The organism is Bradyrhizobium sp. UNPA324, from assembly GCF_006658635.1.
Taxonomy (GTDB): Bacteria; Pseudomonadota; Alphaproteobacteria; order Rhizobiales; family Xanthobacteraceae; genus Bradyrhizobium; species Bradyrhizobium nanningense.
Genome location: NZ_LFJD01000004.1, coordinates 3,473,224 through 3,495,653, shown reverse-complemented (window position 1 = coordinate 3,495,653; position 22,430 = coordinate 3,473,224). Strand labels below are relative to the sequence as shown.

24 protein-coding genes are annotated in these 22,430 nt (G+C 64.6%); 14 read left to right on the top strand and 10 right to left on the bottom strand.

Translation table 11 applies throughout. The features are described 5' to 3' along the window. Window positions 1-39: 39 nt before the first annotated feature. Window positions 40-2,847, bottom strand: a complete 2,808-nt coding sequence (locus UNPA324_RS16920) for a PAS domain S-box protein (protein ID WP_128920862.1) — start codon at window positions 2,845-2,847, stop codon at window positions 40-42. Window positions 2,848-3,082: 235 nt separating this feature from the next. Here UNPA324_RS16920 and UNPA324_RS16915 point away from each other — a divergent pair, with 235 nt between their 5' ends. Next, window positions 3,083-3,469 (top strand): response regulator, encoded by a 387-nt coding sequence (locus UNPA324_RS16915; protein WP_164936439.1) that lies wholly within the window; start codon window positions 3,083-3,085, stop codon window positions 3,467-3,469. An 82-nt stretch (window positions 3,470-3,551) separates the two neighbouring features. Here UNPA324_RS16915 and UNPA324_RS16910 read toward each other — a convergent pair whose 3' ends face one another. The 5 genes from UNPA324_RS16910 to UNPA324_RS16890 form a co-directional block, all read right to left on the bottom strand. After that, window positions 3,552-4,670 (bottom strand): branched-chain amino acid ABC transporter substrate-binding protein, encoded by a 1,119-nt coding sequence (locus tag UNPA324_RS16910; RefSeq protein ID WP_128920863.1) that lies wholly within the window; start codon window positions 4,668-4,670, stop codon window positions 3,552-3,554. 162 nt (window positions 4,671-4,832) lie between these two features. Continuing rightward, on the bottom strand, window positions 4,833-5,576 hold the full coding sequence (locus UNPA324_RS16905; protein ID WP_128920864.1) for an ABC transporter ATP-binding protein: 744 nt from the start codon (window positions 5,574-5,576) through the stop codon (window positions 4,833-4,835). After that, window positions 5,573-6,418 (bottom strand): ABC transporter ATP-binding protein, encoded by an 846-nt coding sequence (locus UNPA324_RS16900; RefSeq protein WP_128920865.1) that lies wholly within the window; start codon window positions 6,416-6,418, stop codon window positions 5,573-5,575. Before UNPA324_RS16900 ends, UNPA324_RS16905 begins: the two co-directional genes overlap by 4 nt. Next, window positions 6,415-7,716, bottom strand: coding sequence for a high-affinity branched-chain amino acid ABC transporter permease LivM (livM, locus tag UNPA324_RS16895; RefSeq protein WP_128920866.1), 1,302 nt, complete (start codon window positions 7,714-7,716; stop codon window positions 6,415-6,417). Before livM ends, UNPA324_RS16900 begins: the two co-directional genes overlap by 4 nt. Before the next feature lie 27 nt (window positions 7,717-7,743). Next, on the bottom strand, window positions 7,744-8,661 hold the full coding sequence (locus UNPA324_RS16890) for an ABC transporter permease subunit (protein ID WP_128920977.1): 918 nt from the start codon (window positions 8,659-8,661) through the stop codon (window positions 7,744-7,746). Window positions 8,662-8,936: 275 nt separating this feature from the next. On the opposite strand from UNPA324_RS16890, the gene UNPA324_RS35160 reads away from it, so the two are divergent. Both UNPA324_RS35160 and UNPA324_RS16880 read left to right on the top strand, forming a co-directional pair. Next, entirely contained in the window at window positions 8,937-9,110 is a 174-nt protein-coding gene (locus UNPA324_RS35160; protein WP_181769418.1) for a hypothetical protein, read from the top strand. A 231-nt stretch (window positions 9,111-9,341) separates the two neighbouring features. Next, window positions 9,342-9,866, top strand: coding sequence for a hypothetical protein (locus UNPA324_RS16880; protein WP_128920867.1), 525 nt, complete (start codon window positions 9,342-9,344; stop codon window positions 9,864-9,866). Here UNPA324_RS16880 and UNPA324_RS16875 read toward each other — a convergent pair. From UNPA324_RS16875 to UNPA324_RS16865, 3 genes are all read right to left on the bottom strand, one after another. Beyond that, a complete protein-coding gene (locus UNPA324_RS16875) occupies window positions 9,828-10,220 on the bottom strand; it encodes a carboxymuconolactone decarboxylase family protein (RefSeq protein WP_128920868.1) in 393 nt (130 codons plus the stop codon). The two genes, UNPA324_RS16880 and UNPA324_RS16875, sit on opposite strands and share 39 nt — an antisense overlap. 106 nt (window positions 10,221-10,326) lie before the next feature. Further along, window positions 10,327-11,109, bottom strand: coding sequence for a 3-oxoadipate enol-lactonase (gene pcaD / locus UNPA324_RS16870; RefSeq protein WP_128920869.1), 783 nt, complete (start codon window positions 11,107-11,109; stop codon window positions 10,327-10,329). 28 nt (window positions 11,110-11,137) lie between these two features. Further along, on the bottom strand, window positions 11,138-12,493 hold the full coding sequence (locus UNPA324_RS16865; protein WP_141935174.1) for a 3-carboxy-cis,cis-muconate cycloisomerase: 1,356 nt from the start codon (window positions 12,491-12,493) through the stop codon (window positions 11,138-11,140). A 170-nt stretch (window positions 12,494-12,663) separates the two neighbouring features. On the opposite strand from UNPA324_RS16865, the gene UNPA324_RS16860 reads away from it, so the two are divergent. From UNPA324_RS16860 to UNPA324_RS16825, 8 genes are all read left to right on the top strand, one after another. Beyond that, on the top strand, window positions 12,664-13,110 hold the full coding sequence (locus UNPA324_RS16860) for an SRPBCC family protein (protein WP_126260910.1): 447 nt from the start codon (window positions 12,664-12,666) through the stop codon (window positions 13,108-13,110). A 134-nt stretch (window positions 13,111-13,244) separates the two neighbouring features. Next, complete coding sequence (locus UNPA324_RS16855; protein WP_014494194.1) at window positions 13,245-13,730, top strand: (2Fe-2S)-binding protein; 486 nt, start codon at window positions 13,245-13,247, stop codon at window positions 13,728-13,730. A 27-nt stretch (window positions 13,731-13,757) separates the two neighbouring features. Beyond that, on the top strand, window positions 13,758-14,564 hold the full coding sequence (locus UNPA324_RS16850; protein ID WP_128920871.1) for an FAD binding domain-containing protein: 807 nt from the start codon (window positions 13,758-13,760) through the stop codon (window positions 14,562-14,564). A 59-nt stretch (window positions 14,565-14,623) separates the two neighbouring features. Beyond that, window positions 14,624-15,547, top strand: coding sequence for an AAA family ATPase (locus tag UNPA324_RS16845; protein ID WP_128920872.1), 924 nt, complete (start codon window positions 14,624-14,626; stop codon window positions 15,545-15,547). Window positions 15,548-15,647: 100 nt separating this feature from the next. Next, a complete protein-coding gene (locus UNPA324_RS16840) occupies window positions 15,648-16,850 on the top strand; it encodes a vWA domain-containing protein (protein ID WP_128920873.1) in 1,203 nt (400 codons plus the stop codon). A 10-nt stretch (window positions 16,851-16,860) separates the two neighbouring features. Beyond that, on the top strand, window positions 16,861-17,184 hold the full coding sequence (locus UNPA324_RS16835; protein WP_128920874.1) for an XdhC family protein: 324 nt from the start codon (window positions 16,861-16,863) through the stop codon (window positions 17,182-17,184). Between the two features lie 2 nt (window positions 17,185-17,186). Beyond that, the gene (locus UNPA324_RS16830) at window positions 17,187-17,888 is read left to right on the top strand and encodes an XdhC family protein (protein WP_128920875.1); all 702 of its coding nucleotides are present in this window, start codon (window positions 17,187-17,189) and stop codon (window positions 17,886-17,888) included. Continuing rightward, complete coding sequence (locus UNPA324_RS16825) at window positions 17,885-19,489, top strand: NTP transferase domain-containing protein (protein ID WP_128920876.1); 1,605 nt, start codon at window positions 17,885-17,887, stop codon at window positions 19,487-19,489. Before UNPA324_RS16830 ends, UNPA324_RS16825 begins: the two co-directional genes overlap by 4 nt. 138 nt (window positions 19,490-19,627) lie before the next feature. On the opposite strand, the gene UNPA324_RS16820 is transcribed toward UNPA324_RS16825, so the two are convergent. Next, entirely contained in the window at window positions 19,628-20,122 is a 495-nt protein-coding gene (locus UNPA324_RS16820) for an avidin/streptavidin family protein (RefSeq protein WP_128920877.1), read from the bottom strand. 185 nt (window positions 20,123-20,307) lie between these two features. Here UNPA324_RS16820 and UNPA324_RS16815 point away from each other — a divergent pair, with 185 nt between their 5' ends. The 3 genes from UNPA324_RS16815 to adhP all read left to right on the top strand — a co-directional run bounded on the left by UNPA324_RS16815 (window position 20,308) and on the right by adhP (window position 22,426). Beyond that, entirely contained in the window at window positions 20,308-20,697 is a 390-nt protein-coding gene (locus UNPA324_RS16815; RefSeq protein WP_128920878.1) for a DUF4189 domain-containing protein, read from the top strand. A 153-nt stretch (window positions 20,698-20,850) separates the two neighbouring features. Then, the gene (locus UNPA324_RS16810) at window positions 20,851-21,261 is read left to right on the top strand and encodes a DUF2000 family protein (protein ID WP_128920879.1); all 411 of its coding nucleotides are present in this window, start codon (window positions 20,851-20,853) and stop codon (window positions 21,259-21,261) included. 139 nt (window positions 21,262-21,400) lie between these two features. Further along, window positions 21,401-22,426, top strand: coding sequence for an alcohol dehydrogenase AdhP (gene adhP, locus UNPA324_RS16805; RefSeq protein ID WP_128920880.1), 1,026 nt, complete (start codon window positions 21,401-21,403; stop codon window positions 22,424-22,426). Window positions 22,427-22,430 lie beyond the last annotated feature (4 nt).

The following is a 22,430-nucleotide window of genomic DNA, read 5'->3' as shown; positions in this document are numbered from 1 at the left end:
AAGGAGCTCGCCTTGCGATAGCGCAAGGATGCCGCAGGCTCAACTCGCCAGTGCCGTCCTGAGCATCTTGGCGAGTTCGGACTTGCGGTAGGGCTTTGCCAGCAGCAGCACGCCGGAATCGAGTCGGCCGTGATGGACGATGGCATTCTCGGTGTAGCCCGAGGTGAACAATGTCTTCAGGTCGGGACGGCGGCGAGCGGCCTCGTCGGCAAGCTGGCGGCCGTTCATGTTGCCCGGCATGATGATGTCGGTGAAGAGCAGGTCGATGGTCTTGTCGCTGTCGATGATGGTCAGGGCCTCCGCACCGTTGGCGGCCTCAAGCGCGGTATAGCCGAGGCTCTTGACCTGGGTCACCACATATTGCCGCACCAACGCGTCGTCCTCGACGATCAGGATCTTCTCGTTGCCGCCGGTGATGGGCGCATTCTGCAGCGCCTCGAACTCGGTCTCCTGCACGCCGCTCGAGCGCGGCAGGTAGATCTTCACGCTCGTGCCGTGGCCTTGCTCGCTGTAGATCTTGATGTGACCGCCGGATTGCTTGACGAAGCCGAAGACCATGCTCAAGCCCAGCCCGGTGCCCTTGCCGACCTCCTTGGTGGTGAAGAAGGGATCGAACACGCGGTCCATCAGCTCCGGCGGGATTCCGGAGCCGGTGTCGCTGACGGCGATCATCACGTAATTGCCGGCGACGACGTCGGGATTCATGCTGGCATAGCCGTCGTCGAGGAATATGTTGCGGGTCTCCAACACCAGCGTGCCGCCGTCGGGCATGGCGTCACGTGCGTTCAGCGCCAGATTGAGGATCGCGGTGGACAGCTGGCCGGGGTCGACCAGCGTCGGCCAGGCATCCTCGGTGAGCTGTGGCACGATGGTGATCTGCTCGCCCAAGGTCGGGTGCAACAGCTTGGCGGCTTCGAGCGCCAGCGCGTTGACGTCGATCTCGCGCGGCTGGAGCGGCTGCTTGCGGGCGAAGGCCAGCAGATGCTTGGTCAGCTGCGCGCCGCGCTCGGCGGCATCGTCGATCAGCTTGGTGATCGCCGCCAGCTCAGGGCGGTCGGCAACCGCGTCGGCCAAGATGCCGATCGTGCCGGTGATGACGGTCAGCACGTTGTTGAAATCGTGGGCGACGCCGCCGGTCAACTGGCCGATGGAGTCCATCTTCTGGACATGCCGGAACTGGGCTTCGGCGGCCTGCTTCTCCGTGAGATCCCGGCCGATGAAGAAATGGCGCTTCACGGGCTCGGACCAGGTGCCCATCCAGTTCAGCGTGACCTCGTGACCGTCGTAGTGATAATAGCGCGCCTCGAAGCTGCGCTTGACCGCGCCGCGCCGCGCCGCCCGCATTTCGTCCCGCGTCTTCTCGAGGTCGTCAGGGTGGATGAACTCGGTCGCGCTGTGCCCGATCATGTCGTCCGGGCTGAAGCCGAGGATGTCCTTCACGCTCGGGCTGACCTGGACGAAATTGCCGAAACCGTCGGTGACCAGGATCAGGTCCTGCGAGGTCTCGAAGATGCGCCGGCGCTCCTCGGTCTCGCGGTGCAGCTTCTCGCGCGCCTGTTTCTCCTCCGTGATGTCATGGGCGATCTTGGAGGCCCCGATGATCTCTCCGTTGTCCGATCTTAACGGAGAAACGTTCAGGACGACGTCGAGCGCGCGGCCGTCCTTTCGAATCCGCACCGTCTCGTGCTGGGCGATCGTCTCGTTGCTGGCAACGCGGTTGAGGATGCTCCTGACTTCGTGCTTTCGGTCCGGCGGCACGATGATGTCGATCGATCTGCCGACGGCCTCCGCGGCGGAATAGCCGAACAGATGCTCGGCGGCCTTGTTCCAGCTGGTGATGATACCGTCGAGCGTCTTCGTGATGATGGCGTCGTTGGAGGATTCGACGACGGCGCCGTACAGGGCGAGGCGCTTGCCGTAATAATCGCGTTCCGAGGCCGATTGCTGGCGCAGCCTGCCGACGAGGCCAACGGTGTGCACCTGAAGGCGCACGTTCTCGATCAGCAGTACCGCAAGCACGAAGCTCGACGCGCAGAGGCCGTAGAGACGGCCGGCGTAGAAACCGAGATCGAAGCGCGCGACGTTGACGATCGCAGAAAGAGCGATGTCGAACAGCCATGCGCACATCACGACCATGAGCCAGATGTCGATCACCGAATGCGGGCGGCGAAACCACAGCGAAACGAGCGCGGCGAAGCTCAGCGACCACACGAAGGACACGACCCCGATCATGGTCGGTGTGTAACGGCCGTCGCGGAGCAGAACCGGCAACAGATCGTGCTGGGCTGTGACGATCCAGGTGAAGGCGGCCATGGCCGCGACGACGCCGAGCACGATCGCGTAGATCGCCTTGCTGGTCGCGCCCCGGATCCGGGGGCCGCCGTCCTTTTCCTTCAGCCAGGCATAGCCCAGCACGAACAGCGGGAAGACGCCGTGCCAGATCATATAGAGCCAGACGGTGGTCTGGCTGCCCGCGCCAAACAGCCCGGTCGGGGTGAACAGGCCGGGGAAGGTGAGGGCATGGACCAGCGCCGCCGCGGCTGTGAAGAGATAGCCGGTCGACAGCCACAGCAGCGCGCGGGTTCGCAGCACCGAAAACTGCGACAGCAGCAGCACTGCCGTGATGATGTCGCTCACGGCCAGGGCTGATTGATAGCTCGCGACGAAGGCCGGGACCGGCGGCAGCGCGATACCTGCGAACGGAACAGCCAATGCGAACAGGATCGAGGAGACCCCGATGATCCACAAAGCCGCGGTCCGGTCGGTCGAGGTGGCCGGCAGAGTAGAAAGAAATGTGCTTCGGTCGATCGCAGGCGCGTTCATCTCGTGCAGACCCGTCTTAAGCATCTCCGCAGTTCCAAGATCTGGCAGTCTTGACCTCCACGGTAGCCCGTTCGGGGCGCATGTCGTGAATTGTTGCGCGACGACTCAACCGAAGGTTACAACTTACTTAATTTGGGTGGGAACGCGGAATAGGGTTCAGGTAAGATGCGCTTTACTAGGCGGTGTCATAATGCCCTGCCACGGTGCCGAGTTCCAGGTCCGAATCATATCATTTGATCAATCTGCGGGAGTTGTTCCCATGCGTCGCGTTCTCATCATCGACGACCAGAAGAACGTGCGCGCGATGGTCGCGATCGTGCTCCGGGTCAACCATTACGAGGTTGCCGAGGCCGACAATGGCGCGGTCGGGCTCAAAATCTTCGCGGAAAGCCCGTTTGACGCGGCGATCGTCGACATCTTTCTTGGCGACGTCAGCGGTGTCGACGTCATCGCGGCCCTGCGGGAGCGTGCGCCGGGGCTTCCCATCGTTGCGGTATCCGGAATGACGGCCCTGGATTTCATGGAGCAGTCGCCCCACCTCGCCAACGTGATTTGCCTGCAAAAGCCGTTTCGGCCGAACGATCTCCTGCAGGCGCTTCGCAAGGCCCAGGCCGCGATCGCTGGCGAGTTGCCCGCAGCGGTCTGATCCTGCCGCAAAAGAAAACGCCCCGGGTAAGCCGGGGCGTTGGTGAGGATCGCATGGCGGGGGACGAGGCCCGAAGCCGCGCTCAGGTGCCGTTGCCCTTGATCTCGGCGTAACCGCCCTTGGCGTCCCATTTGTAGACGACGTAGTCGATCTGCTTGATGTCGCCCTTGGCGTCATACTCGATCGGGCCGATCACGGTGTCCCACTTGCCGGCCTTCATCGCTGCCATGACCTTCTTGGCGTCGGTGGTGCCGGCCTTCTTGGCCGCCTGCGACCACACCTGCATCGCCGCATAGGTGTAGAGGGTGTAGCCCTCCGGATCGATGTTCTTGGCCTTGAAGGCCTCGACGATCTTCTTCGCGGTCGGCTTGTTGCGCGGATCGGGACCGAAGGTGAACAGCGTGCCTTCGCCGGCGGGGCCGGTGATCGAGGCGTACTCCTTGTCGGCGAGTGCGTCGCCGGCCATCAGCACGGTCTTGAGGCCCTGGTCGCGCATCTGACGCAGGATCAGGCCGCTCTCCTGATGGTAGCCGCCGACATAGACGAGGTCGATGTTGTCGCGCTTCAAGCGCGAGACGATCGCGTTGAAGTCCTTGTCGCCTTTGTTGTAGGACTCGTACATCTTCTCGGTGACGCCGGCCTTGTTGAGCGCCTTCTTGGTCTCGTCGGCGAGACCCTTGCCGTAGGTGGTCTTGTCGTTGAGGATCGCGATGTTCTTGCCCTTGAAGTTCTTGGCGATGTACTGCGCCGCGATCAGGCCCTGCTGATCGTCACGGCCGCAGACGCGCGCCACGTTCCAGAGCTTGCGCTCGGTGAACAGCGGGTTGGTCGAGGCCGGCGTGATCTGGAGCACGTTGCCGTCGGCATAGGCTTCCGAAGCCGGGATCGACGACGATGAGCAATAGTGCCCAGCCACGAACGGGATCTTCGCGCCGGCGATCTTTTCGGCGATCGAGCGCGCCTGCTTCGGATCGCAAGCGTCGTCCTCGACGGAAAGCGCGAGCTTCTTGCCGTTGACGCCGCCTGCGGCATTGATATCGGCCACGGCCATGTCGGCGCCGTTCTTCATCTGGCGGCCGAAGGCGGACTCGCCGCCGGTCATCGGGCCTGCGACTGCGACGGTGACATCCTGCGCGAACGCCGCGCTCGACAGCGCGATCGATACGCCGAATGCCAGACCGATGAGCTTCAGTGATTTCATGAGATACCTCGCGGGTGGTCGCCTGTGGAAGTTGCCGGGCATGCCCGGTCCAAACCGGCGCCATTCTCGAATGAAATTGCCGAGAAGTCACCGGCAAAATACGGGCATGGGTGCAGATATCTCGCCACATTCGACCGCACGCAGGGATGGCTTGTGGCTCGGTCAGCCGTGCCGGCCGCCTTCCAGATAGGCGGCGCGAATCTCGGGGCGCTGCAGCAATTCGGCGCCGGTGCCGGCCAGCGTGATCAGGCCATTGACCATGACATAGCCGCGATGGGCGAGCTTGAGGGCATGGTTGGCGTTCTGCTCGACGATCAGGACGGTCAGGCCGTCCTGCCGGTTCAGGGTGCGGATCGCATCGAAGATCTGGCGCGCGATCAGCGGCGCCAAGCCCAGCGAAGGCTCGTCGAGCAGGAGCAGGCGGGGACGGCTCATCAAGGCACGGCCGATCGCCAGCATCTGCTGCTCGCCGCCGGACAGGGTTCCGCCGCGCTGGGCATAGCGTTCCTTCAGCCGCGGAAACAGCGTGAAGACGCGCTGGAGCGTCGCTTCGCGTTCGGCCTCGGTGCATCCGGTGGCGTCCGCCCCCATCTGGAGGTTTTCCGCCACGCTCATGCGCGGGAAGACGCGACGACCCTCCGGCGATTGCGCGATGCGCAAATGGGCGATCTCGTGGGTGGGGACTTCGGTGATGTCGCGGCCTTCATACAGAATCTGGCCGGCCCGGGCGCGCGGCTTGCCGAAGATCGTCATCATCAGCGTCGACTTGCCGGCGCCGTTGGCCCCGATCAGTGCTACGATCTCGCCGGCATTGATCTCGACGTCGACGCCCTTCAGCGCCTCGATCTTGCCGTAGGCGGCGCGCAAGCCCCGGATCGCGAGCAGAGGAGAGGGTGCCGGGGTCACGAGCCGCCCTCCATCACGGCAGCCGCCTCTTCCTCGTCGGCGCCGAGATAGGCGGCGATCACCTTGGGATCGTCGCGGATCTCGCGCGGCGTGCCTTCCGCGATCTTGACGCCATGGTCCATCACCACGATCTGGTCGGAGATCTCCATCACCACCGACATATCGTGCTCGATCAGGAGGATCGAGGTGCCGAGTTCGTCGCGGATCGAGAGCAGGAGCTCGCTCAAGGCCGCGCTCTCTCTCGCGTTGAGGCCGGCGGCGGGCTCGTCCAGGCACAACAGCGCGGGCTCGGTGCACATTGCGCGCGCGATCTCGAGCCGGCGCTGATCGCCATAGGCGAAATTGCCGGCGGCATCGTCGGCGCGGTCGAGCAGGTTGACGCGCTTGAGCCAGTCGGTGGCGAGGTCGATGGCGCGTTTTTCGGCGTCACGGTAGGTAGGAACGCCGAGCAGACCGAGGAGAGTGAATCCGGAGGCGCGCATCAGTGTGTTGTGCTGCGCCACCATCAAGTTTTCCAGCGCGGTCATGCCGGGAAACAGCCTTATGTTCTGGAAGGTGCGGGCGACCTTGGCCTGCTTGGCAATGCGGAAATCGTTCAGCCGCTCGAGCGCGACCGTCCTGCCGTCGTCATGGGTGAGGCGGATGGCGCCGCCGCTCGGTTTGTAGAAGCCGGTGATGCAGTTGAACACGGTGGTCTTGCCGGCGCCGTTCGGTCCGATCAGGGCGGTGATCTTCTTCCGCGCCGCCGAGAACGACAGGTCCTGCACGGCGACGATGCCGCCGAAGCGCATGGTGAGCCGGTCGACGCCAAGAATCTTTTCGCTCATCTTGTCGCCGCTCATCCATGCCCTTCCTTGACGAGGTCGGAGGAGATCGCCTGCGCCTTGGTCAGATAGACGGTCGGGGCGCGATGGCCGATCAGGCCACGCGGCCGCCAGATCATGATCAGCACCATGGCCATGCCGAACACCAGCATGCGATAGGTCTCGAGGCTCCGGAACAGCTCGAAGCCGCCGATCATGGCGAGCGCCGACAGCGCGACGCCGAGCTGCGAGCCCATGCCGCCGAGGACGACGATGGCGAGCACCAGCGCCGATTCCTGGAAGGTGAAGGATTCCGGGCTGATGAAGCCCTGGCGGGTGGCGAAGAAGGCGCCGGCGAAGCCGCCGAACATTGCACCCGTCGCGAACGCCGTCAGCTTGGTGGTCGTGGTGTTGATGCCGAGCGCGCGGCAGGCGACCTCGTCCTCGCGCAAGGCTTCCCAGGCCCGCCCGATCGGCAGGCGGCGTAGGCGGATCGTCGCCCAGTTGGTGAGTAGCGCAAGCGCCAGGATCAGATAGAACAGGAAGACGATGCGGTGCGTCGGCGAATATTCGATGCCGAGCCTGGCGGCGAGGCCGTCATCGCTGTTGTCGAGCGGGATGCCGAAGAAGGATGGGCGGGGAATGCCGGAGACGCCGTTGGGGCCGCCGGTGAGATCCTGCCAGTTGATGATGACCAGGCGGATGATCTCGCCGAAGGCGAGCGTCACGATGGCGAGATAGTCGCCGCGCAAGCGTAGCACGGGGAAGCCGAGCAGGACGCCCCAGAACGCCGCGAGGATGCCGGCGAGCGGCAGGCAGATCCAGAACGACCAGCCGAAATTGGTCGCAAGCAGCCCGTAGGAATAGGCGCCGACCGCATAGAAGGCGACGTAGCCGAGATCGAGCAGGCCGGCGAGCCCGACCACGACGTTCAATCCCCAGCCCAGCATGACGTAGGTGAGCACGAGGATCGCAAGGTCGAGGATGTAGCGCTGGTCATAGAAGATCACCGGCACCAGCAGCGTGAAGATCAGCAGAGCCGGCGCGAGGTAGCGGCCGATGAACGATATGCCGCTCTGCACCGCCGGCGGCACCAGTTTCTCGGCGCCGGTCGGGCCGATCCATTGCCGCAGCAGCTCGATCACGATCGAGCCGCCGAACACTGCAGCGACGAGGGAAGCGAGGTCGCCGAAGCGCGTCCAATAGGTGAGCTGGCCGGAGGCGCCCGCCTCGGTGCGGATGCCGACCATCAACGAGAACAGCACCAGCGCGACCAGCGCGTTGACGAAAGCCGTCTTCAGGATGGCGGGGATGCCTATTGCAGGTTTGGCGGTCATAGGTGAGGAAGCTGCCACGCGCGACCGTCAGACTTTTTCGACTTCGGGACGACCGAGCAGGCCGGTCGGCATGAAGATCAGCACCACGATCAGGATCGAGAACGCCGCGACGTCCTTGTATTCGACCGAGAAATAGGCCGACCAGAACGTCTCGATCAGGCCGATCGCAAGGCCCCCCAGCATGGCGCCGGGCAGCGAGCCGATGCCGCCGAGCACGGCGGCTGTGAACGCCTTGATGCCGGCGACGAAGCCCATGAAGAAATCGACCAGGCCGTAATAGAGCAGGTACATCAGGCCCGCGACCGCGGCGAGCGCGGCACCGATCACGAAGGTCATGGAGATGGTGCGGTCGACGTTGACGCCGAGCAGCGCCGCCATGGTCTGATCCTGCTCGCAGGCGCGCATGTCGCGCCCGAGCCGGGTGCGCGATACCAGCCAGGTGAAGAGGCCCAGTAGCACGATGGTGGTGACGACCACCATGATCTGGATGTTGGAGAGCTGAATCACGAAGCCGTCCGCGCTCTCATGCAGGGTGTAGCCACCGGTGATGAAGGGCGGGATCGGCTTGACGCGCGCGCCTTGCGCAACCTGCGAATAATTGGTCAGCACGAAGGACATGCCGATCGCGGACAGCATCGGCGCGAGGCGAAAGGAATGGCGCAGCGGCCGGTAGGCGATGCGCTCGATGGTCCAGCCATAGAGCGCGGTGATCGCCATCGAGACCAGCAGCACCACCAGCAGGATTAGCGGGATCGCGGTCAGCCCGAGCGAGATCAGGATCAGGAAGGTGATCAAGGCAATGAAGCCGCCGATCATGAAGACGTCGCCATGGGCGAAGTTGATCATGCCGACGATGCCGTAGACCATCGTATAGCCGATCGCGATCAGGCCGTAGATCGAGCCCAGGACGAGACCGTTGATGAGCTGCTGGGTGAAATAGTCCATGGGCTGCCGTACCAAACCTGACGCGGGCTCCAAGGGAGCTCTTAGGAGAGTGGGGTGGAGTGTGGTTTTCTTGGGCCCCGGCAGCCAAAGCGTTCTTTCCGTTTTGTAACAGGAGGGAACTGACGGCTGCAACAGCTCACGCGGCGGCACGAGGTCTTGTACAGAGGTCATTTGGCTTTCGGGTTCCGCAGTTGCGAGGAACCAGGTTCCGTCGGCAACCAAAATGGGCGGTGGCCGTTGTCTCGTCTCTGACGTCCAACAAGGGAGTTCCCCGAATGACGAAGCAGCAGAACCAGAATCCGGGTCAGCAGAGTCAGAACCCCGGCCAGCAGCGCCCTGGGCAGCAGCAGGGCGGTGGTCAGAAACCCGGACAGCAGCAGCAGAACGACCCGATGCGTCAGGGCGATCGCCCCGGCCAGCAGCAGGGCGGCCAGCGCGACCAGGAATAGAGCGTTTGGGAGCCGAGGAGTAAGAGGGTGAGGGGCCCCGCCGAAAGGCGGGGCCCTTTTTCTTAATGAGGAGTCATTCCGGGCCGGTGCTGGCGCACCATCCCGGAATGACGACGTTTGCGGGCCAGTTAAGGTAAACAAAGGGTTTAAATTGCCGGCCCGGTCTGATGCGAGTTAGCTCCCCGCAAAGCCTTCGATCGAGGGCGAACGGCAGGCGAAGCGGGAAGCGGCATGTTCAGGAATTGGCGGATCGGTTCGGTCAACGGCGCGCTGCTCGCGGCTTATTTCATCCCGGCCTGGGCCCTTGTCGCCTTCAATATCATTGTCGCACCGGTGCACGGCCTCTACGAGCGGCCGAGCGTTGCGGTTGCCCTGTACCTGAGCGACCATCTTCAGATGGCTGGCATGGACACGGTGCGCGCCGCGTGGCTGCTTGCGCTGGGCCGGCTGACGGTCGTGGCGTTCTTTGCGATCTATCTCGTGCTGCTCTGCATTCCTCGCATCCGCAAGAATGGCGGCAGCGACGAGGCGCTTGGCATTGCCCTGGCGATCGGCAGCCTGATCTCGTTTGCCAGCATGGTCATGGCTTCGAAGGTCGGCGAGATGGCCGCGCTCCGGCTGCACGCCACCGAGCTGCTGCTCTTGCTCGGCGCCGCCATCGTGGTGGTGATCGAACGGCCCGAGGCCGCGCCGAAGACCGTCGAGATCGCAGCCCCCCTAGGGCTTGAGCAGGCCGAGCTCCTGCACAATCGCTGAGGCTTCCTTGACGGCGTGGTTCACTGCCGGCACGCCGCAATAGATCGCCTGCTGCAGCAGGATTTCCTTGATGTCGTCGGGCGTGAAGCCGCCTTCGGCAAGCGCCGCACGCACGTGCAGGCGGAATTCGTCCCATTGCCCGAGCGCGACCATGGTGCCGATCACCAGCACCCGCCGTGTGCGCTCGTCGAAATGCGGCCGCGTCCAGATCTCGCCCCAGGCGTAGCGCGTGATCATGTCCTGGAAGTCGGTGTTGAAGGCGTTGCGGTTCGCGATCGACTTGTCGACCCACGCATTGCCCAGCACCTTTCGGCGAACGTTCATGCCGGCATCGCGGCGCTTCTGGTCGTCCATTTTTTCCTCCTCTCGTCATTGCGAGGAGCGAGCGACGAAGCAATCCAGGGTCTCTCCGCGGAGGGATTCCTGGATTGCTTCGCTGCGCTCGCAATGACGATAGCTGTTAGCGCTGCGTCAAGAATCCCACCACGGCATCCGTGAACGCGTGCGGCTGCTCGACATTGGAAATGTGCGCGGCGTCGATGATGGTCATGCTGGCGCCGGGAATGTTGGAGCGGATCAGCTCGGCAGCCGAGATCGGCGTCGCCACGTCGTGGCGGCCGGCGATCACCAGCGTCGGGCTCTTGATCTTCGGCAGCAACGCGCGCTGGTCGAGCGTCGACAGCGCCTCGCAACAGGCGAGATAACCTTCGACGGGCGAGGCGAGCAGCATCGACTTCATCTTTGCGGTGATCGCAGGCTCGCGCTCGCGAAAATCCTGCGTCAGCCAGCCTGCGATCACGGCGTCGGCGACCGCGGCGATGCCGCCCTTCTTCACGGCGTCGATGCGCTCCAGCCATTTGGTCGGCTCGGCATAGTAGCAGGAGGTGTTGGCGAGAATGAGCTTGCCGAAGCGTTCCGGCGCGTTGGCGCCCAGCCATTGCCCGACCATGCCACCCATCGACAGGCCGCACCAATGCACCTTCTCGATGTTGAGGTCGTCGAGGATCGCGAGCACGTCGCGGCCGAACCGCTCCATCGTGTAGGGGCCGGGGGCTACGGTTGACTTGCCGTGGCCGCGGCGGTCGTAGCGGATGACGCGGAATACCTGCGTCAGCGCCTTCATCTGCGGCTCCCACATCTGCAGCGTGCAGCCGAGCGAGTTGGACAGCATTAAGGTCGGCCCGCCGTCGCGGCCCTCGACGGAGACGTTGAGCAGGCAACCGTCGGCATCGATCATGGGCATGCGGCGTCTCCGTCGTATCTTGCGGTTCTCATTCGCGGTCGAGGCTGTCGAGCAGCCGATCGATCAGGGCTTGGGAAGCCCCTTGATAGGCCATCGGCTCGAACAATGCCGCAATTTTTTCCGGCGAAAGCTGCGCAATGACCTGCGAATCGGCCGACAGCACCTCGCGCAGATGCTTCTTCTCGGCGACCGCGCGCTTGCTGGCGGCCTCGACGAGATGATGCGCATCGCTTTTGCCGATCGTCTCGGCCAGCGCAAAGGTGACCGCCTCCGGCATGATCAGCCCGTGCGTCGCATCGAGATTGCTGCGCATGCGCGCGGTGTCGACGTCGAGGCCCTCCGCGATGTCGACGATGGCGGCGAGCGTGCCCGAAGTGACCAGCATCAATTGCGGCAGCGTCGGCCATTCGGCATGCCACGGGCCGGCGCTGCGCTCGTGGTCCTGCACCTGGGCCGCGAAGATCGTCGCCGCAAGCTGCGGAGCCATGGTGGCGGCGCCCAGCGCGCTTGCGGCAGCGACCGGGTTGCGCTTATGCGGCATGGTCGAGGAGCCACCGCGGCCTTCGCCGGCCGGTTCGAACGCTTCGGCGACGTCGGTCTGCATCAACAGCGAGACGTCGCGAGCGATCTTGCCGCAGCTTCCCGCGAGAATAGCGAGGTAGGAAGCGGCCTCCGCGATCCGGTCGCGATGGGTGTGCCAGGGCGCTTCGGGCAGCGGCAGATCGAGCTCCCGGGCGAGACGTTGCGCCACGGCAAGCCCCTTGTCGCCGAGGGCCGCGAGCGTGCCGACGGCGCCGCCGAATTGCAGCGCGAGGCCCTCGCGGCGGAGCCGCCGCAGCCGGCAGCGGGCGCGGGCAAGGCTCGAGGCATATTCGGCGGCCTTCAGGCCGAAGGGCATCGGCAGCGCGTGCTGAAGCCAGGTCCGTGCCACCATCGCAGTATTGCGATGGCTGCGCGCCAGTGCGGCAAAGCCCTTGATGGCGCGGCCGAGGTCGGCGTCCAGCGCTTCGATGCCGGCGCGAAGCGTGAGCATGGTTGCGGTGTCGATGACATCCTGGCTGGTGGCGCCCCAATGCACGTAGCGCGCGGCCTCCTTGTCGGCCTTGCGGACATCGGCGGTCAGCGTCTTGACCAGGGGAATCGCGAGATTGCCCGATCGCGTCGCGGCCTCCGCCAGTGCGGCCATGTCAAAGGAATCGGCCTTGCACGCGGCCTCGATCGGGCCCACGGCGGATGCCGGAATCACATCCGCGGCGGCCTCGGCGCGTGCCAGGGCTGCCTCGAAATCAAGCATGTTCTGCAGGGTCGACCGGTCGTCGCAGACCGCGCGCATGGCGGCGCTCGACAGCATCGGTGCGAGCAGGGGGGAGAGGGATGTGCTCATTGTGCGCGCGACCTAATCATCATGGCCCGGCCGTGCCAATCCCCAACCGCCCGCACACTTCTTTTTGCAGTTGCGAATATGCATTGCACATGACCGGGCTCCGGCCTTTCCTTTGCCGCGTCCCTGCGTTACTTGATCAGCACAATAGTTACGCGATCCGGGAGGCACCCATGGCCATGACAATGAACGGCGAAGTCCAGCTTGCGGCGCCGCGTGAGGCCGTGTGGGCCAAGCTCAACGATCCGGAGGTGCTGAAGGCCTGCATTCCCGGCTGCGAAGAGCTGGAGAAGACCGACGACGGCGGCTTTCGCGCAACGGCGAAAATGAAGGTCGGCCCGGTGTCGGCGCGCTTCAAGGGCAAGGTCACACTCAGCGATCTCGATCCGCCGAACGGCTACAAGATTTCTGGTGAGGGCGAGGGCGGGGTCGCCGGCTTCGCCAAGGGCGGCGCGGCGGTCAAGCTGGCGGAGAAGGACGGCGGCACGCTGCTCTCCTACGACGTCGAGGCGCAGATCGGCGGCAAGTTGGCGCAGCTCGGCCAGCGCCTCATCAATGGCGCCGCCAAGAAACTCGCCGACGAGTTTTTCGCGAACTTCGCCAAGGCTGTACAGAGCTGAAGGTCATCGCCTTCGGCATGGCGCCTTGCGTCCCAGGCGATGTTGCCCCGGCGCATAATGGCCCATATGATGGGTTGGAATAATTATAAGAACCGCTTCGATGGGACCCGTCGGGGCGCTGATAGAGAGTGCTTATGGCAAAAATCTCCCTCATCGTGAACGGCAATCCTGTTACGGCCAACGTCGATCCTCGCACCCTGCTGGTGCAGTTCCTGCGCGAGAATCTGCGCCTGACCGGCACCCATGTCGGCTGTGATACCTCGCAGTGCGGCGCCTGTGTCGTGCATCTCGACGGCAAGGCCGTGAAGTCCTGCACCACGCTTGCGGTGATGGCCGATGGCCACGAAGTGAAGACGATCGAGGGACTGGCCGCGGACGGCGCGCCGCTGCATCCGATGCAGGAGGCCTTCCGCGAGCACCATGGCCTGCAGTGCGGTTTCTGCACGCCGGGCATGATCATGACTGCGATCGACATCGTGCACCGCAAGGGCCACGAGCTCGACGACCATACGATCCGGGAAGAACTAGAAGGCAATCTCTGCCGCTGCACCGGCTACCAGAACATCGTCGCCTCGATCTCCGCCGGCGCCAAGGCGATGGCGAAATCCGACCTCGCGTAACGCGCATCCCGCGATCAGGACATTCAGATGTACGAATTCAAATATCATCGCCCCGGGACCGTTCGGCAGGCCGCCAACCTCCTGGTGAAGAACGAAGACGCCAAGGTGATCGCCGGCGGCCACACGCTGATTCCCGTCATGAAGCAGCGTCTGGCGAGCCCCCCGCATCTGGTCGACCTCTCCCATATCGAGGGGCTCGACACGATCGAGATGAAGGGCCGTTCGCTGGTGATCGGCGCCACCGCCAAGCACGCCGAGGTCGCCAGCTCTGCGATCGTCGGCGAGGCGATCCCGGCGTTGGCCAATCTCGCGAGCCAGATCGGCGATCCGGCCGTGCGTCACAAGGGTACGATCGGCGGCTCGCTCGCCAACAACGATCCGACCGCGGACTATCCGGCTGCCGTGCTGGCGCTGGGCGCGACCATCGTCACCAACAAGCGCCGCCTCAAGGCCGAAGAGTATTTCCAGGGACTGTTCACGACGGCGCTCGAAGCCGACGAGATCATCACCAAGGTGATGTTCCCGCTGCCGAAGAAGGCGGCCTACATCAAGTTCCGCAACCAGGCCTCCCGTTATGCGCTGGTCGGCGTGTTCGTGGCGCGGCGTCCGTCGGACGTGCGGGTGGCCGTGACCGGCGCCGGCTCCGAAGGCGTGTTCCGGGTTACCGCGTTCGAGGAAGCGCTGAAGAAGCGCTTCTCGGCGAAGGCGCTTGATGGCATCAACGTGCCGGCGGAAGGCCTCAACAGCGACATCCACGGCAGTGCCGAATACCGCGCGCATCTCATCGGCGTGCTGACACGGCGCGCCGTCGATGCGGCCAACGCCAAGGAATGAGCGGGCCACCGACGGGCCCGATGCTTGCCCTGTGAGGGCGTAACAGAGACTGGCCTTTCATGACTTCAGTGGCCAATACTTCCGGTGCCATGCCGGCATCGGTCGATGCGATGCTCGAACTCTTGACCTCGCGCGGCTATCTCGCCGAGCGCTCGCTGGCGACGGTGACGTACCTGTCGCTGCGGATGGGCCGGCCGCTGTTCCTGGAAGGCGAAGCCGGCGTCGGCAAGACCGAGATCGCAAAGGTGCTGTCGGCGGCGCTGGGACGGAAGCTGATCCGCCTGCAGTGCTACGAAGGCCTCGACGTCTCCTCGGCGGTCTACGAGTGGAATAGCGCCGCGCAGATGATCGCGATCCGGATGGCGGAAGCCGCCGGCGACACCGATCGCGATCAGCTCTCCTCTGACATCTTCGCCGACCGCTACATGATCAAGCGGCCGCTGCTCCAGGCACTGGAGCCCGACGTCGCGGGGCCACCGGTGCTGTTGATCGACGAGCTCGACCGGGCCGACGAGGCATTCGAGGCGTACTTGCTCGAAATCCTCAGCGACTTCCAGGTGACCATCCCCGAATTCGGCACCGTGAAGGCGCCAAACCCGCCGATCGTCATCATCACCTCCAACCGCACCCGCGAGATTCACGACGCGCTGAAGCGGCGCTGCCTCTATCACTGGGTCGATTATCCCGCCGCCGAGCGCGAGCTTGCGATCGTCAAGTCGCGCGTGCCCGGCATCTCCGCAAAGCTGTCGCAGCAAGTCGTGCGCTTCGTGCAGGCGCTACGGGACCAGGACTTCTACAAGTCGCCAGGCGTCGCCGAGACCATCGACTGGGCCACCGCTTTGTCCGAGCTCGATGCCCGCTCGCTGACCCCGCAAGTGGTCGGCGACACGCTGGGCGCGTTACTCAAATATCAAGACGACATCACCCGGATGCAGGGCGACACCTTGCAGAAGGTGCTGAAGGACGCGACGAGCGAGAATTAGTTGGGTCGTTCCGGGGCGATGCGCAGCATCGAACCCGGAACCTCGAGATTCCGAGTTCACGCTTCGCGTGCCCCGGAATGACGGCAGGGCGACACACACCATGGCCATCAACCACCTGGCGCCCGACAAGACCGAGCAGTTCGCCGACAACATCGTCGGCTTCGCCCGCGCGCTGCGCGCTGCGGGCATGCCGGTCGGGCCGGGCGCGGTCATCGATGCCATGAGCGCGCTCCAGGCGATCGACATCGGCAACCGCGCCGACGTCTTCACCACGCTGGAGGCGATCTTCGTCAAGCGCCATGAGCATGCGCTGATTTTCAAGCAAGCCTTCAATTTGTTCTTCCGCGCCTCCGAGGAGTGGAAGCACATGCTGGATTCGGTACCGCTGCCGGACGAGGCCAAGAAGAAGCCGCAGGCAGGCTCCCGCCGCGTCCAGGAGGCGATGTCGCAGCCGCGCATGACAGAGACGCCGCAGCACCAGGAGCAGGATCTGCGCCTGTCGGTTTCCGACAGGGAAATCCTCCAGAAGAAGGATTTTGCGCAGATGAGTGCAGCCGAGATCACCGAGGCGCTGCGTGCCGTCGAGCGGATGAGGTTGCCGCAGGCCGAGCTTTTGACGCGCCGCTACCTGCCCGATTCGCGCGGGCTTCGCCTCGACCTGCGCCGCACGCTGCGCGCATCCTTACGCACCGGGGGCGACATCATCGACATCCATCGCCTCGGGCGGATCGAGAAGCCGGCGCCGATCGTGGCGCTGCTCGATATCTCGGGCTCGATGAGCGAGTACACCCGCCTGTTCCTGCATTTCCTCCATGCCATCGGAGATGCGCGCAAGCGCGTCTCGGTGTTCCTGTTCGGCACCCGTCTCACCAACGTCACCCGCGCGCTGCGCCAGCGCGATCCTGACGAGGCGCTGGCGAGCTGCTCGGCCTCGGTCGAGGACTGGGCCGGCGGTACGCGGATCTCGGCCTCGCTGCACAACTTCAACAAATTGTGGGCGCGCCGCGTTCTGAGCCAGGGTGCCATCGTGCTCTTGATCTCCGACGGGCTGGAGCGGGAGGCCGATTCCAGGCTTGCCTTCGAGATGGACCGGCTGCACCGCTCCTGCCGCCGGCTGATCTGGCTCAACCCGCTCTTGCGGTTCGGCGGCTTCGAGGCCAAGGCGCAGGGCATCAAAATGATGCTCCCGCACGTTGACGAATTCCGCCCCGTGCATAATTTGAGTTCGATCCAGGAGCTGATCACGACGCTCTCCCGGCCGCTGCCGCCGCATCACCGCAGCCTGATCCGCTCCGCAGCTTGAGAGGCTACCCATGCTCGATCGCGACGAGGATATCCTGAAGGCGGCGGAGGACTGGCAGAAGGCCGGCCATGGCGTCGCGCTGGCTACCGTGGTGGAGACCTGGGGCTCGGCGCCGCGCCCGGCGGGCTCGAGCCTCGTCATCAATGACGAGGGCACCTTCCTGGGCTCGGTCTCCGGCGGCTGCGTCGAGGGGGCCGTGGTCACCGAGGCCATGGATGTGATCCAGAGCGGCAAGCCCAGGATGCTGGAGTTCGGCGTCGCGGACGAAGCCGCCTGGAATGTCGGGCTGTCCTGCGGCGGCACCATCCGCGTCTTCGTCGAGAAGGTCGGCTAGCCGTGAAGCTCGAGATCCTGCACGAACTCAATGCCGAGCGGGCCGCCCGCCGGCCGGCGATCCTGGTGACGGACACCGAGAGCGGCGAGCAGCGCCTGGTGAAGGCGAAGGATTTTGCCAGAGATCCGCTGCGTGCGGAGCTGGAGAAACAGCTTCGCATGGGCAAGAGCGCCAGTGTCGAAGCCGGCGGCAAGAAGCTGTTCCTCAACGTCTACGCCCCGACCGCAAAGCTCGTCATCGTCGGCGCGGTCCATATCAGCCAGGCCCTCGCGCCGCTGGCGCGCTCGCTCGGCTACGACGTCACCGTGGTCGATCCGCGCACGGCGTTTGCCAGCCCCGAGCGCTTCCCCGATATTCCGCTGGTGGCCGAATGGCCTGATACCGCGCTGCCGCCGCTCAATGTCGATGCTTACACTGCGTTCGTCGCGGTGACGCACGATCCCAAGATCGACGACCCCGCGCTGCTGCACGCTTTCGAACGCGGCTGCTTCTATATCGGCGCGCTCGGCTCACGGAAAACGCACGCCAAGCGCGGCGACCGGCTGCGGGCGCAGGGTGCGAAGGAGAGCGACATCGCGCGCATTCACGCGCCGATCGGGCTCGCGATCGGCGCGGTCTCTCCGTCCGAGATCGCGGTCGCGATCATGGCGGAGATCACGGCGGTGCTCCGCCTGCCTCCCAAAGAAAAAGAAGAAGCCGCATGAAATTCGGACCGGCGAGCCCCAAGGATGCGATCGGCGGGGTGACCGTCCACACCCTGCGGCAGGGACCGTTGGTGCTGAAGAAAGGCACGACGATCGGCCCCGCCGAGGTCGAGCAGCTGACGCGCGCCGGCATCAAGGACATCGTCGTGGTGCGCATGGAGGCGGGTGACGTCTCCGAGGACGTCGCGGCCGCGAGCATCGCGCTTGCCGTCGGCGGCGAGGGCATCCATGTCGAGCGCGCCTTCACCGGCCGCGCCAACCTGTTCGCCGCGCGTCCGGGCGTGCTGGTGATCGACCGCGCCGCGGTCGACCGCATCAACAATGTCGACGAGGCCATCACCTTTGCGACGCTCTCCGCCTACAAGCCGGTGGTCGAGGGCGAGATGGTCGGCACCGTCAAGATCATTCCGTTCGGCATCGAAGGGAGCTTGCGCGATGCCGCCGTGAAGGCGGCGGGCAAGGACGTGCTGAAGATCGCGCCTTACGTGATCCAGCGCGTCGGCGTGGTCTCGACCCTGCTGCCGGGGCTGTCCTCCAAGGTGATCGACAAGACCCTGCGCGTCACCGCCGAGCGGCTCGCGCCCGCGGGCGCCAGCATCATCGCCGAGCGGCGTGTCCAGCACGATGAACGCGAGCTGTCGGCCGCGATCAAGGAATTGCTCGCGCTCGGGGCCGAACTCGTCATCGTGTTCGGGGCGTCCGCGATCGCCGATCGCCGCGACGTGATCCCCGCGGCCGTCACCGGGATCGGCGGCGAGATCGAGCATTTCGGCATGCCGGTCGATCCCGGCAATCTGTTGCTGATCGCGCGCGCCAGCGGCGTGCCGGTGCTGGGCGCACCGGGCTGCGCGCGTTCGCCGGTCGAGAACGGGTTCGACTGGGTCTTGATGCGGCTTCTCGCCGGCATCAAGGTGACGCGCACTGAGCTGATGGGCATGGGCGTCGGCGGCCTCCTGATGGAGATCGTCACGCGCCCGCAGCCGCGCGCAAAACCCGAGACCGAGGGCAACAGCCAGGTCGCGGCCATCGTGCTCGCGGCAGGCCGTTCGACCCGGATGGGCGGACCGAACAAGCTGCTCGCCGAACTCGATGGCAAGAAGCTGGTGCGCCTCGCGACCGAGCAGGCGCTGGCCTCCAAGGCGTCCGAGGTGATCGTCGTCACCGGGCATCAGGCCGAACTGGTCGAGCAGGCACTGCAAGGCCTGAAGGTGAAATTCGTGCGCAATCCGGACTTCGCAAGCGGCATCGCCAGCTCGGTCAAATCAGGCATCGCGGCCGTGCCGGAGAGCTGTGATGGCGCCGTGGTGTGTCTCGGCGACATGCCGCTGATCGATGCCGGCCTGATCGACCGTCTCATCGACAGTTTTGCGCCCGACCGCGGCAATCTCATCGTCGTGCCCGTCAGCGAGGGGCAACGCGGCAATCCCGTGCTGTGGTCGCGCCGATTCTTCAAGGAATTGATGACGCTCGACGGCGACGTCGGCGCGCGGCACCTGATCGCCAAGCACACCGAGGCGGTGGCCGAAGTGCCCGTCGACGGCGACAGCGCCTTCCTCGACATCGACACGCCGCAGGCGCTTGAAGCGGCCCGGCGGGGGTAGTGCCGTGGGGGCGGGTTAGCCGATCACATCGTAGGTGGCGCAACGAGCGCAAGTGAAAGGCGTAACCCACCATGCCGCGGGCGAGGTGGGTTACGCCTTCGGCTAACCCATTCCACGAAGCTACTCCCCGCCGCTCGCCTACTTCTTGGTATTCGACAGCTTCTCGACCCCGCCGGCTTTCAGCTCGACGCCTTGCTTCGTCAGCTGCGCCTTGTCGCCGCTGCTGAACGTGAATGTGTCTGCGCCGGCACTGATGCCGTTCCATGCGACGGCTTCGCCGAGGGATAGATACCACAGTCCCTGAAAGCCGGTTGAGGCGTTGAGCTGTCCGGTCCAGACCGTGGTCGAACCACAGCCGAGGAAATTCACCGAGAAGCTGATCGCAGTGCCCGTGTTGCCATAAGCCAGCCAGCCCGTCACAGGCAGCGGCTTGCCCTCATCGCAGCTGTTTGCTGCGTTGTTGGTGTAGGTCCCCGTCATCGCGCCCGTATTCTGGTTGAAGCTGGTGATGGCCAGGATCGAGCCGTACTGGTTGGTCCAGGTCCAGTTCACCGATTGCGCATGTGCCGGCAAGGGTCCGATCAGGGACGCCGACGCAATCATTGCCAGGAGCATTCCGTTGATTTGACGCATGGTCGTTTCCTCCGGCCCTCTGCGGGAGTCTACAGTTCAACTACTTTAAATAAAGCGATTAAAGAATACAACTAAAAGGTGTATACGGTCGTTTCGCCCGTACGGCTTTTCAACCACCCGTTCACCAAGTGGAAACGACCGCCGCTTAGAGTTCCTCCACCTGCCTTGGGGGGAGGGGTTTTTCCATGGCTTCGAACGTCGTCGCGCGCCGCTGCGCGATGTTTTGCTTTGTCTTGTCAGTTGCTGTCACCGGCGCCCGCTACATCACCGAAGCCCATGCCGCCGGCGCGTTCGCGGTCGGCAAATGCGGCGCGTATGGCCAGGCCTATGATTATGGCCATGAGCACGAGGCGCGCGCCGCGGCTCAGAAGCAGTGCAAGGGCGATTGCACGACCGTGACGATGAAGCGCGCCTGCGCGGCAATGTCGGTCGATATGGCGAACCCCTGCGGTGCTTATGGCTACGCCGTCAAGCCGAAGATCTCCGCCTCGCTCAACGCCGCCACGCGTGAATGCTACAAATACGGCGGCAAGGAATGCGTGATCCGCGCCTGGGCCTGCGACGCCAAGGGTTGATTCCGTCCATCTATCTTGCTGTCATTCCGGGGCGATGCGTAGCATCGAGCCCGGAATCCATAACCACCATCGTGAGTATGGATTCTCGATGCGCAATTGCGCATCAGAGCTCGCGCCAAGTGGCGCGCCCAGGAATGACAGTCGAGGAATTGCATGCAGTTCGATACCAAGATCGCAGTCGTGATCCGCACCGATCTTCAGGCCTGGCAGAAGCTCAACGTCGCGTCCTTTCTCACGAGCGGCATCGCCGCGGCCTTTCCCGAATGCATCGGCGAAGCCTATGAAGACGCCTCAGGCACGAAATATCATGCGCTGATCGGCCAGCCGATCCTGATCTATGGCGCCGACGGTCCGGCGTTGTCGCGCGCGCTGGACCGTGCGCTCGCGCGCAACGTCAAGCCGGCGGTCTATACCGAGGACATGTTCAGCACCACGCACGATGCCGCCAACCGCGAGGCGGTGAGGGCAGTGGCGCGTGCGGATCTCAATCTCGTCGGGATTGCCATGCGCGCCGAGCGCAAGGTGATCGACAAGATCCTCGACGGCCTGAAGTTCCATAGCTGACACCTCGACATTCCACGCGGCGTCATCGTGGTGTCATGATGGAGCTGGTGTTGCGCAAACTTTGTGCTGTTTGACCCCCGTCAAAGGTGCACCGGGCGGCGCCGCTATTCTGCTTCACAAAGTGCAAAGGAGCAGACAGATGCCGACCATGAAAGCCGCAATCGTCAAGCAATTCGGCAAGCCACTGGTGATCGAGGACGTGCCGGTGCCGCAGCCCGGTCCCGGCGAGGTTCTGGTCAAGGTGAAGGCTTGCGGCGTCTGTCACACCGATCTGCATGCGGCGTCCGGCGACTGGCCGGTGAAGCCGGTGCCGCCCTTCATTCCCGGCCACGAGGCTGCCGGCATTGTTGCTGCGCTCGGGTCCGGCGTGAAAAATCTGAAAGTCGGAGATGCCGTCGGCGTCGCCTGGCTGCATGACGCCTGCATGTCCTGCGAATATTGCGAGACCGGCTGGGAGACCCTGTGCGAGCACCAGCACAACACCGGCTACAGCGTCAACGGCGGCTTCGCCGAATATGTCATCGCCTCGGCCGCCTTCGCCGCAAAGCTGCCGGCGACGGTCGATTTTGCCGCCATCGCGCCGATCCTGTGCGCCGGTGTCACCACTTACAAGGGATTGAAGGAGACGGAAGCCAGGCCCGGCGAGTGGGTGGTGATCTCAGGCGTCGGCGGGCTTGGTCATGTCGCGATCCAGTACGCCAAGGCGATGGGACTCAAGGTCGCCGCCATCGACATCGCCGAGGACAAGCTCGCGTTGGCGCGTGAAACGGGCGCGGATCTCGCGGTCAACGCGCTCGCGGATGGCGCGGTGGACAAGGTGCTGAAGGCAACCGGCGGCGGGGCTCACGGCGTGCTGGTGACGGCGGTCTCGACCGCCGCCTTTGCGCAGGCGCTGAAGATGGTGCGCCGGAAGGGCACCGTCAGCCTCGTCGGCCTGCCTCCGGGTGAATTCCCGACGCCGATCTTCGACGTCGTCCTCAAGCGCATCACGGTGCGCGGCTCGATCGTCGGCACGCGGCGCGACCTCGACGAAGCCGTCGCGTTCGCCACGGATGGCAAGGTGAAGGCCGAAGTGACGAAGGTGCCGCTTGCGCAGATCAACGACGTCTTCGACCGGATGAAGGCCGGCAAGATCGACGGCCGCATGGTGCTGGATTTCGGCTAAAGCC

Bases quoted from the DNA above. Each gene is read 5' to 3' on its own strand.
- UNPA324_RS16820 (WP_128920877.1), bottom strand. From the start codon at position 20,122: ATGCGTCAAATCAACGGAATGCTCCTGGCAATGATTGCGTCGGCGTCC.
- UNPA324_RS35160 (WP_181769418.1), top strand. From the start codon at position 8,937: ATGACGAAGCAGCAGAACCAGAATCCGGGTCAGCAGAGTCAGAACCCC.
- UNPA324_RS16860 (WP_126260910.1), top strand. From the start codon at position 12,664: ATGGCCATGACAATGAACGGCGAAGTCCAGCTTGCGGCGCCGCGTGAG.
- UNPA324_RS16890 (WP_128920977.1), bottom strand. From the start codon at position 8,661: ATGGACTATTTCACCCAGCAGCTCATCAACGGTCTCGTCCTGGGCTCG.
- UNPA324_RS16915 (WP_164936439.1), top strand. From the start codon at position 3,083: ATGCGTCGCGTTCTCATCATCGACGACCAGAAGAACGTGCGCGCGATG.
- UNPA324_RS16910 (WP_128920863.1), bottom strand. From the start codon at position 4,670: ATGAAATCACTGAAGCTCATCGGTCTGGCATTCGGCGTATCGATCGCG.
- UNPA324_RS16845 (WP_128920872.1), top strand. From the start codon at position 14,624: ATGACTTCAGTGGCCAATACTTCCGGTGCCATGCCGGCATCGGTCGAT.
- UNPA324_RS16835 (WP_128920874.1), top strand. From the start codon at position 16,861: ATGCTCGATCGCGACGAGGATATCCTGAAGGCGGCGGAGGACTGGCAG.
- UNPA324_RS16855 (WP_014494194.1), top strand. From the start codon at position 13,245: ATGGCAAAAATCTCCCTCATCGTGAACGGCAATCCTGTTACGGCCAAC.
- livM (WP_128920866.1), bottom strand. From the start codon at position 7,716: ATGACCGCCAAACCTGCAATAGGCATCCCCGCCATCCTGAAGACGGCT.
- UNPA324_RS16865 (WP_141935174.1), bottom strand. From the start codon at position 12,493: ATGAGCACATCCCTCTCCCCCCTGCTCGCACCGATGCTGTCGAGCGCC.
- UNPA324_RS16840 (WP_128920873.1), top strand. From the start codon at position 15,648: ATGGCCATCAACCACCTGGCGCCCGACAAGACCGAGCAGTTCGCCGAC.
- pcaD (WP_128920869.1), bottom strand. From the start codon at position 11,109: ATGCCCATGATCGATGCCGACGGTTGCCTGCTCAACGTCTCCGTCGAG.
- UNPA324_RS16810 (WP_128920879.1), top strand. From the start codon at position 20,851: ATGCAGTTCGATACCAAGATCGCAGTCGTGATCCGCACCGATCTTCAG.
- UNPA324_RS16815 (WP_128920878.1), top strand. From the start codon at position 20,308: ATGGCTTCGAACGTCGTCGCGCGCCGCTGCGCGATGTTTTGCTTTGTC.
- adhP (WP_128920880.1), top strand. From the start codon at position 21,401: ATGCCGACCATGAAAGCCGCAATCGTCAAGCAATTCGGCAAGCCACTG.
- UNPA324_RS16825 (WP_128920876.1), top strand. From the start codon at position 17,885: ATGAAATTCGGACCGGCGAGCCCCAAGGATGCGATCGGCGGGGTGACC.
- UNPA324_RS16900 (WP_128920865.1), bottom strand. From the start codon at position 6,418: ATGAGCGGCGACAAGATGAGCGAAAAGATTCTTGGCGTCGACCGGCTC.
- UNPA324_RS16875 (WP_128920868.1), bottom strand. From the start codon at position 10,220: ATGGACGACCAGAAGCGCCGCGATGCCGGCATGAACGTTCGCCGAAAG.
- UNPA324_RS16880 (WP_128920867.1), top strand. From the start codon at position 9,342: ATGTTCAGGAATTGGCGGATCGGTTCGGTCAACGGCGCGCTGCTCGCG.
- UNPA324_RS16920 (WP_128920862.1), bottom strand. From the start codon at position 2,847: ATGCTTAAGACGGGTCTGCACGAGATGAACGCGCCTGCGATCGACCGA.
- UNPA324_RS16850 (WP_128920871.1), top strand. From the start codon at position 13,758: ATGTACGAATTCAAATATCATCGCCCCGGGACCGTTCGGCAGGCCGCC.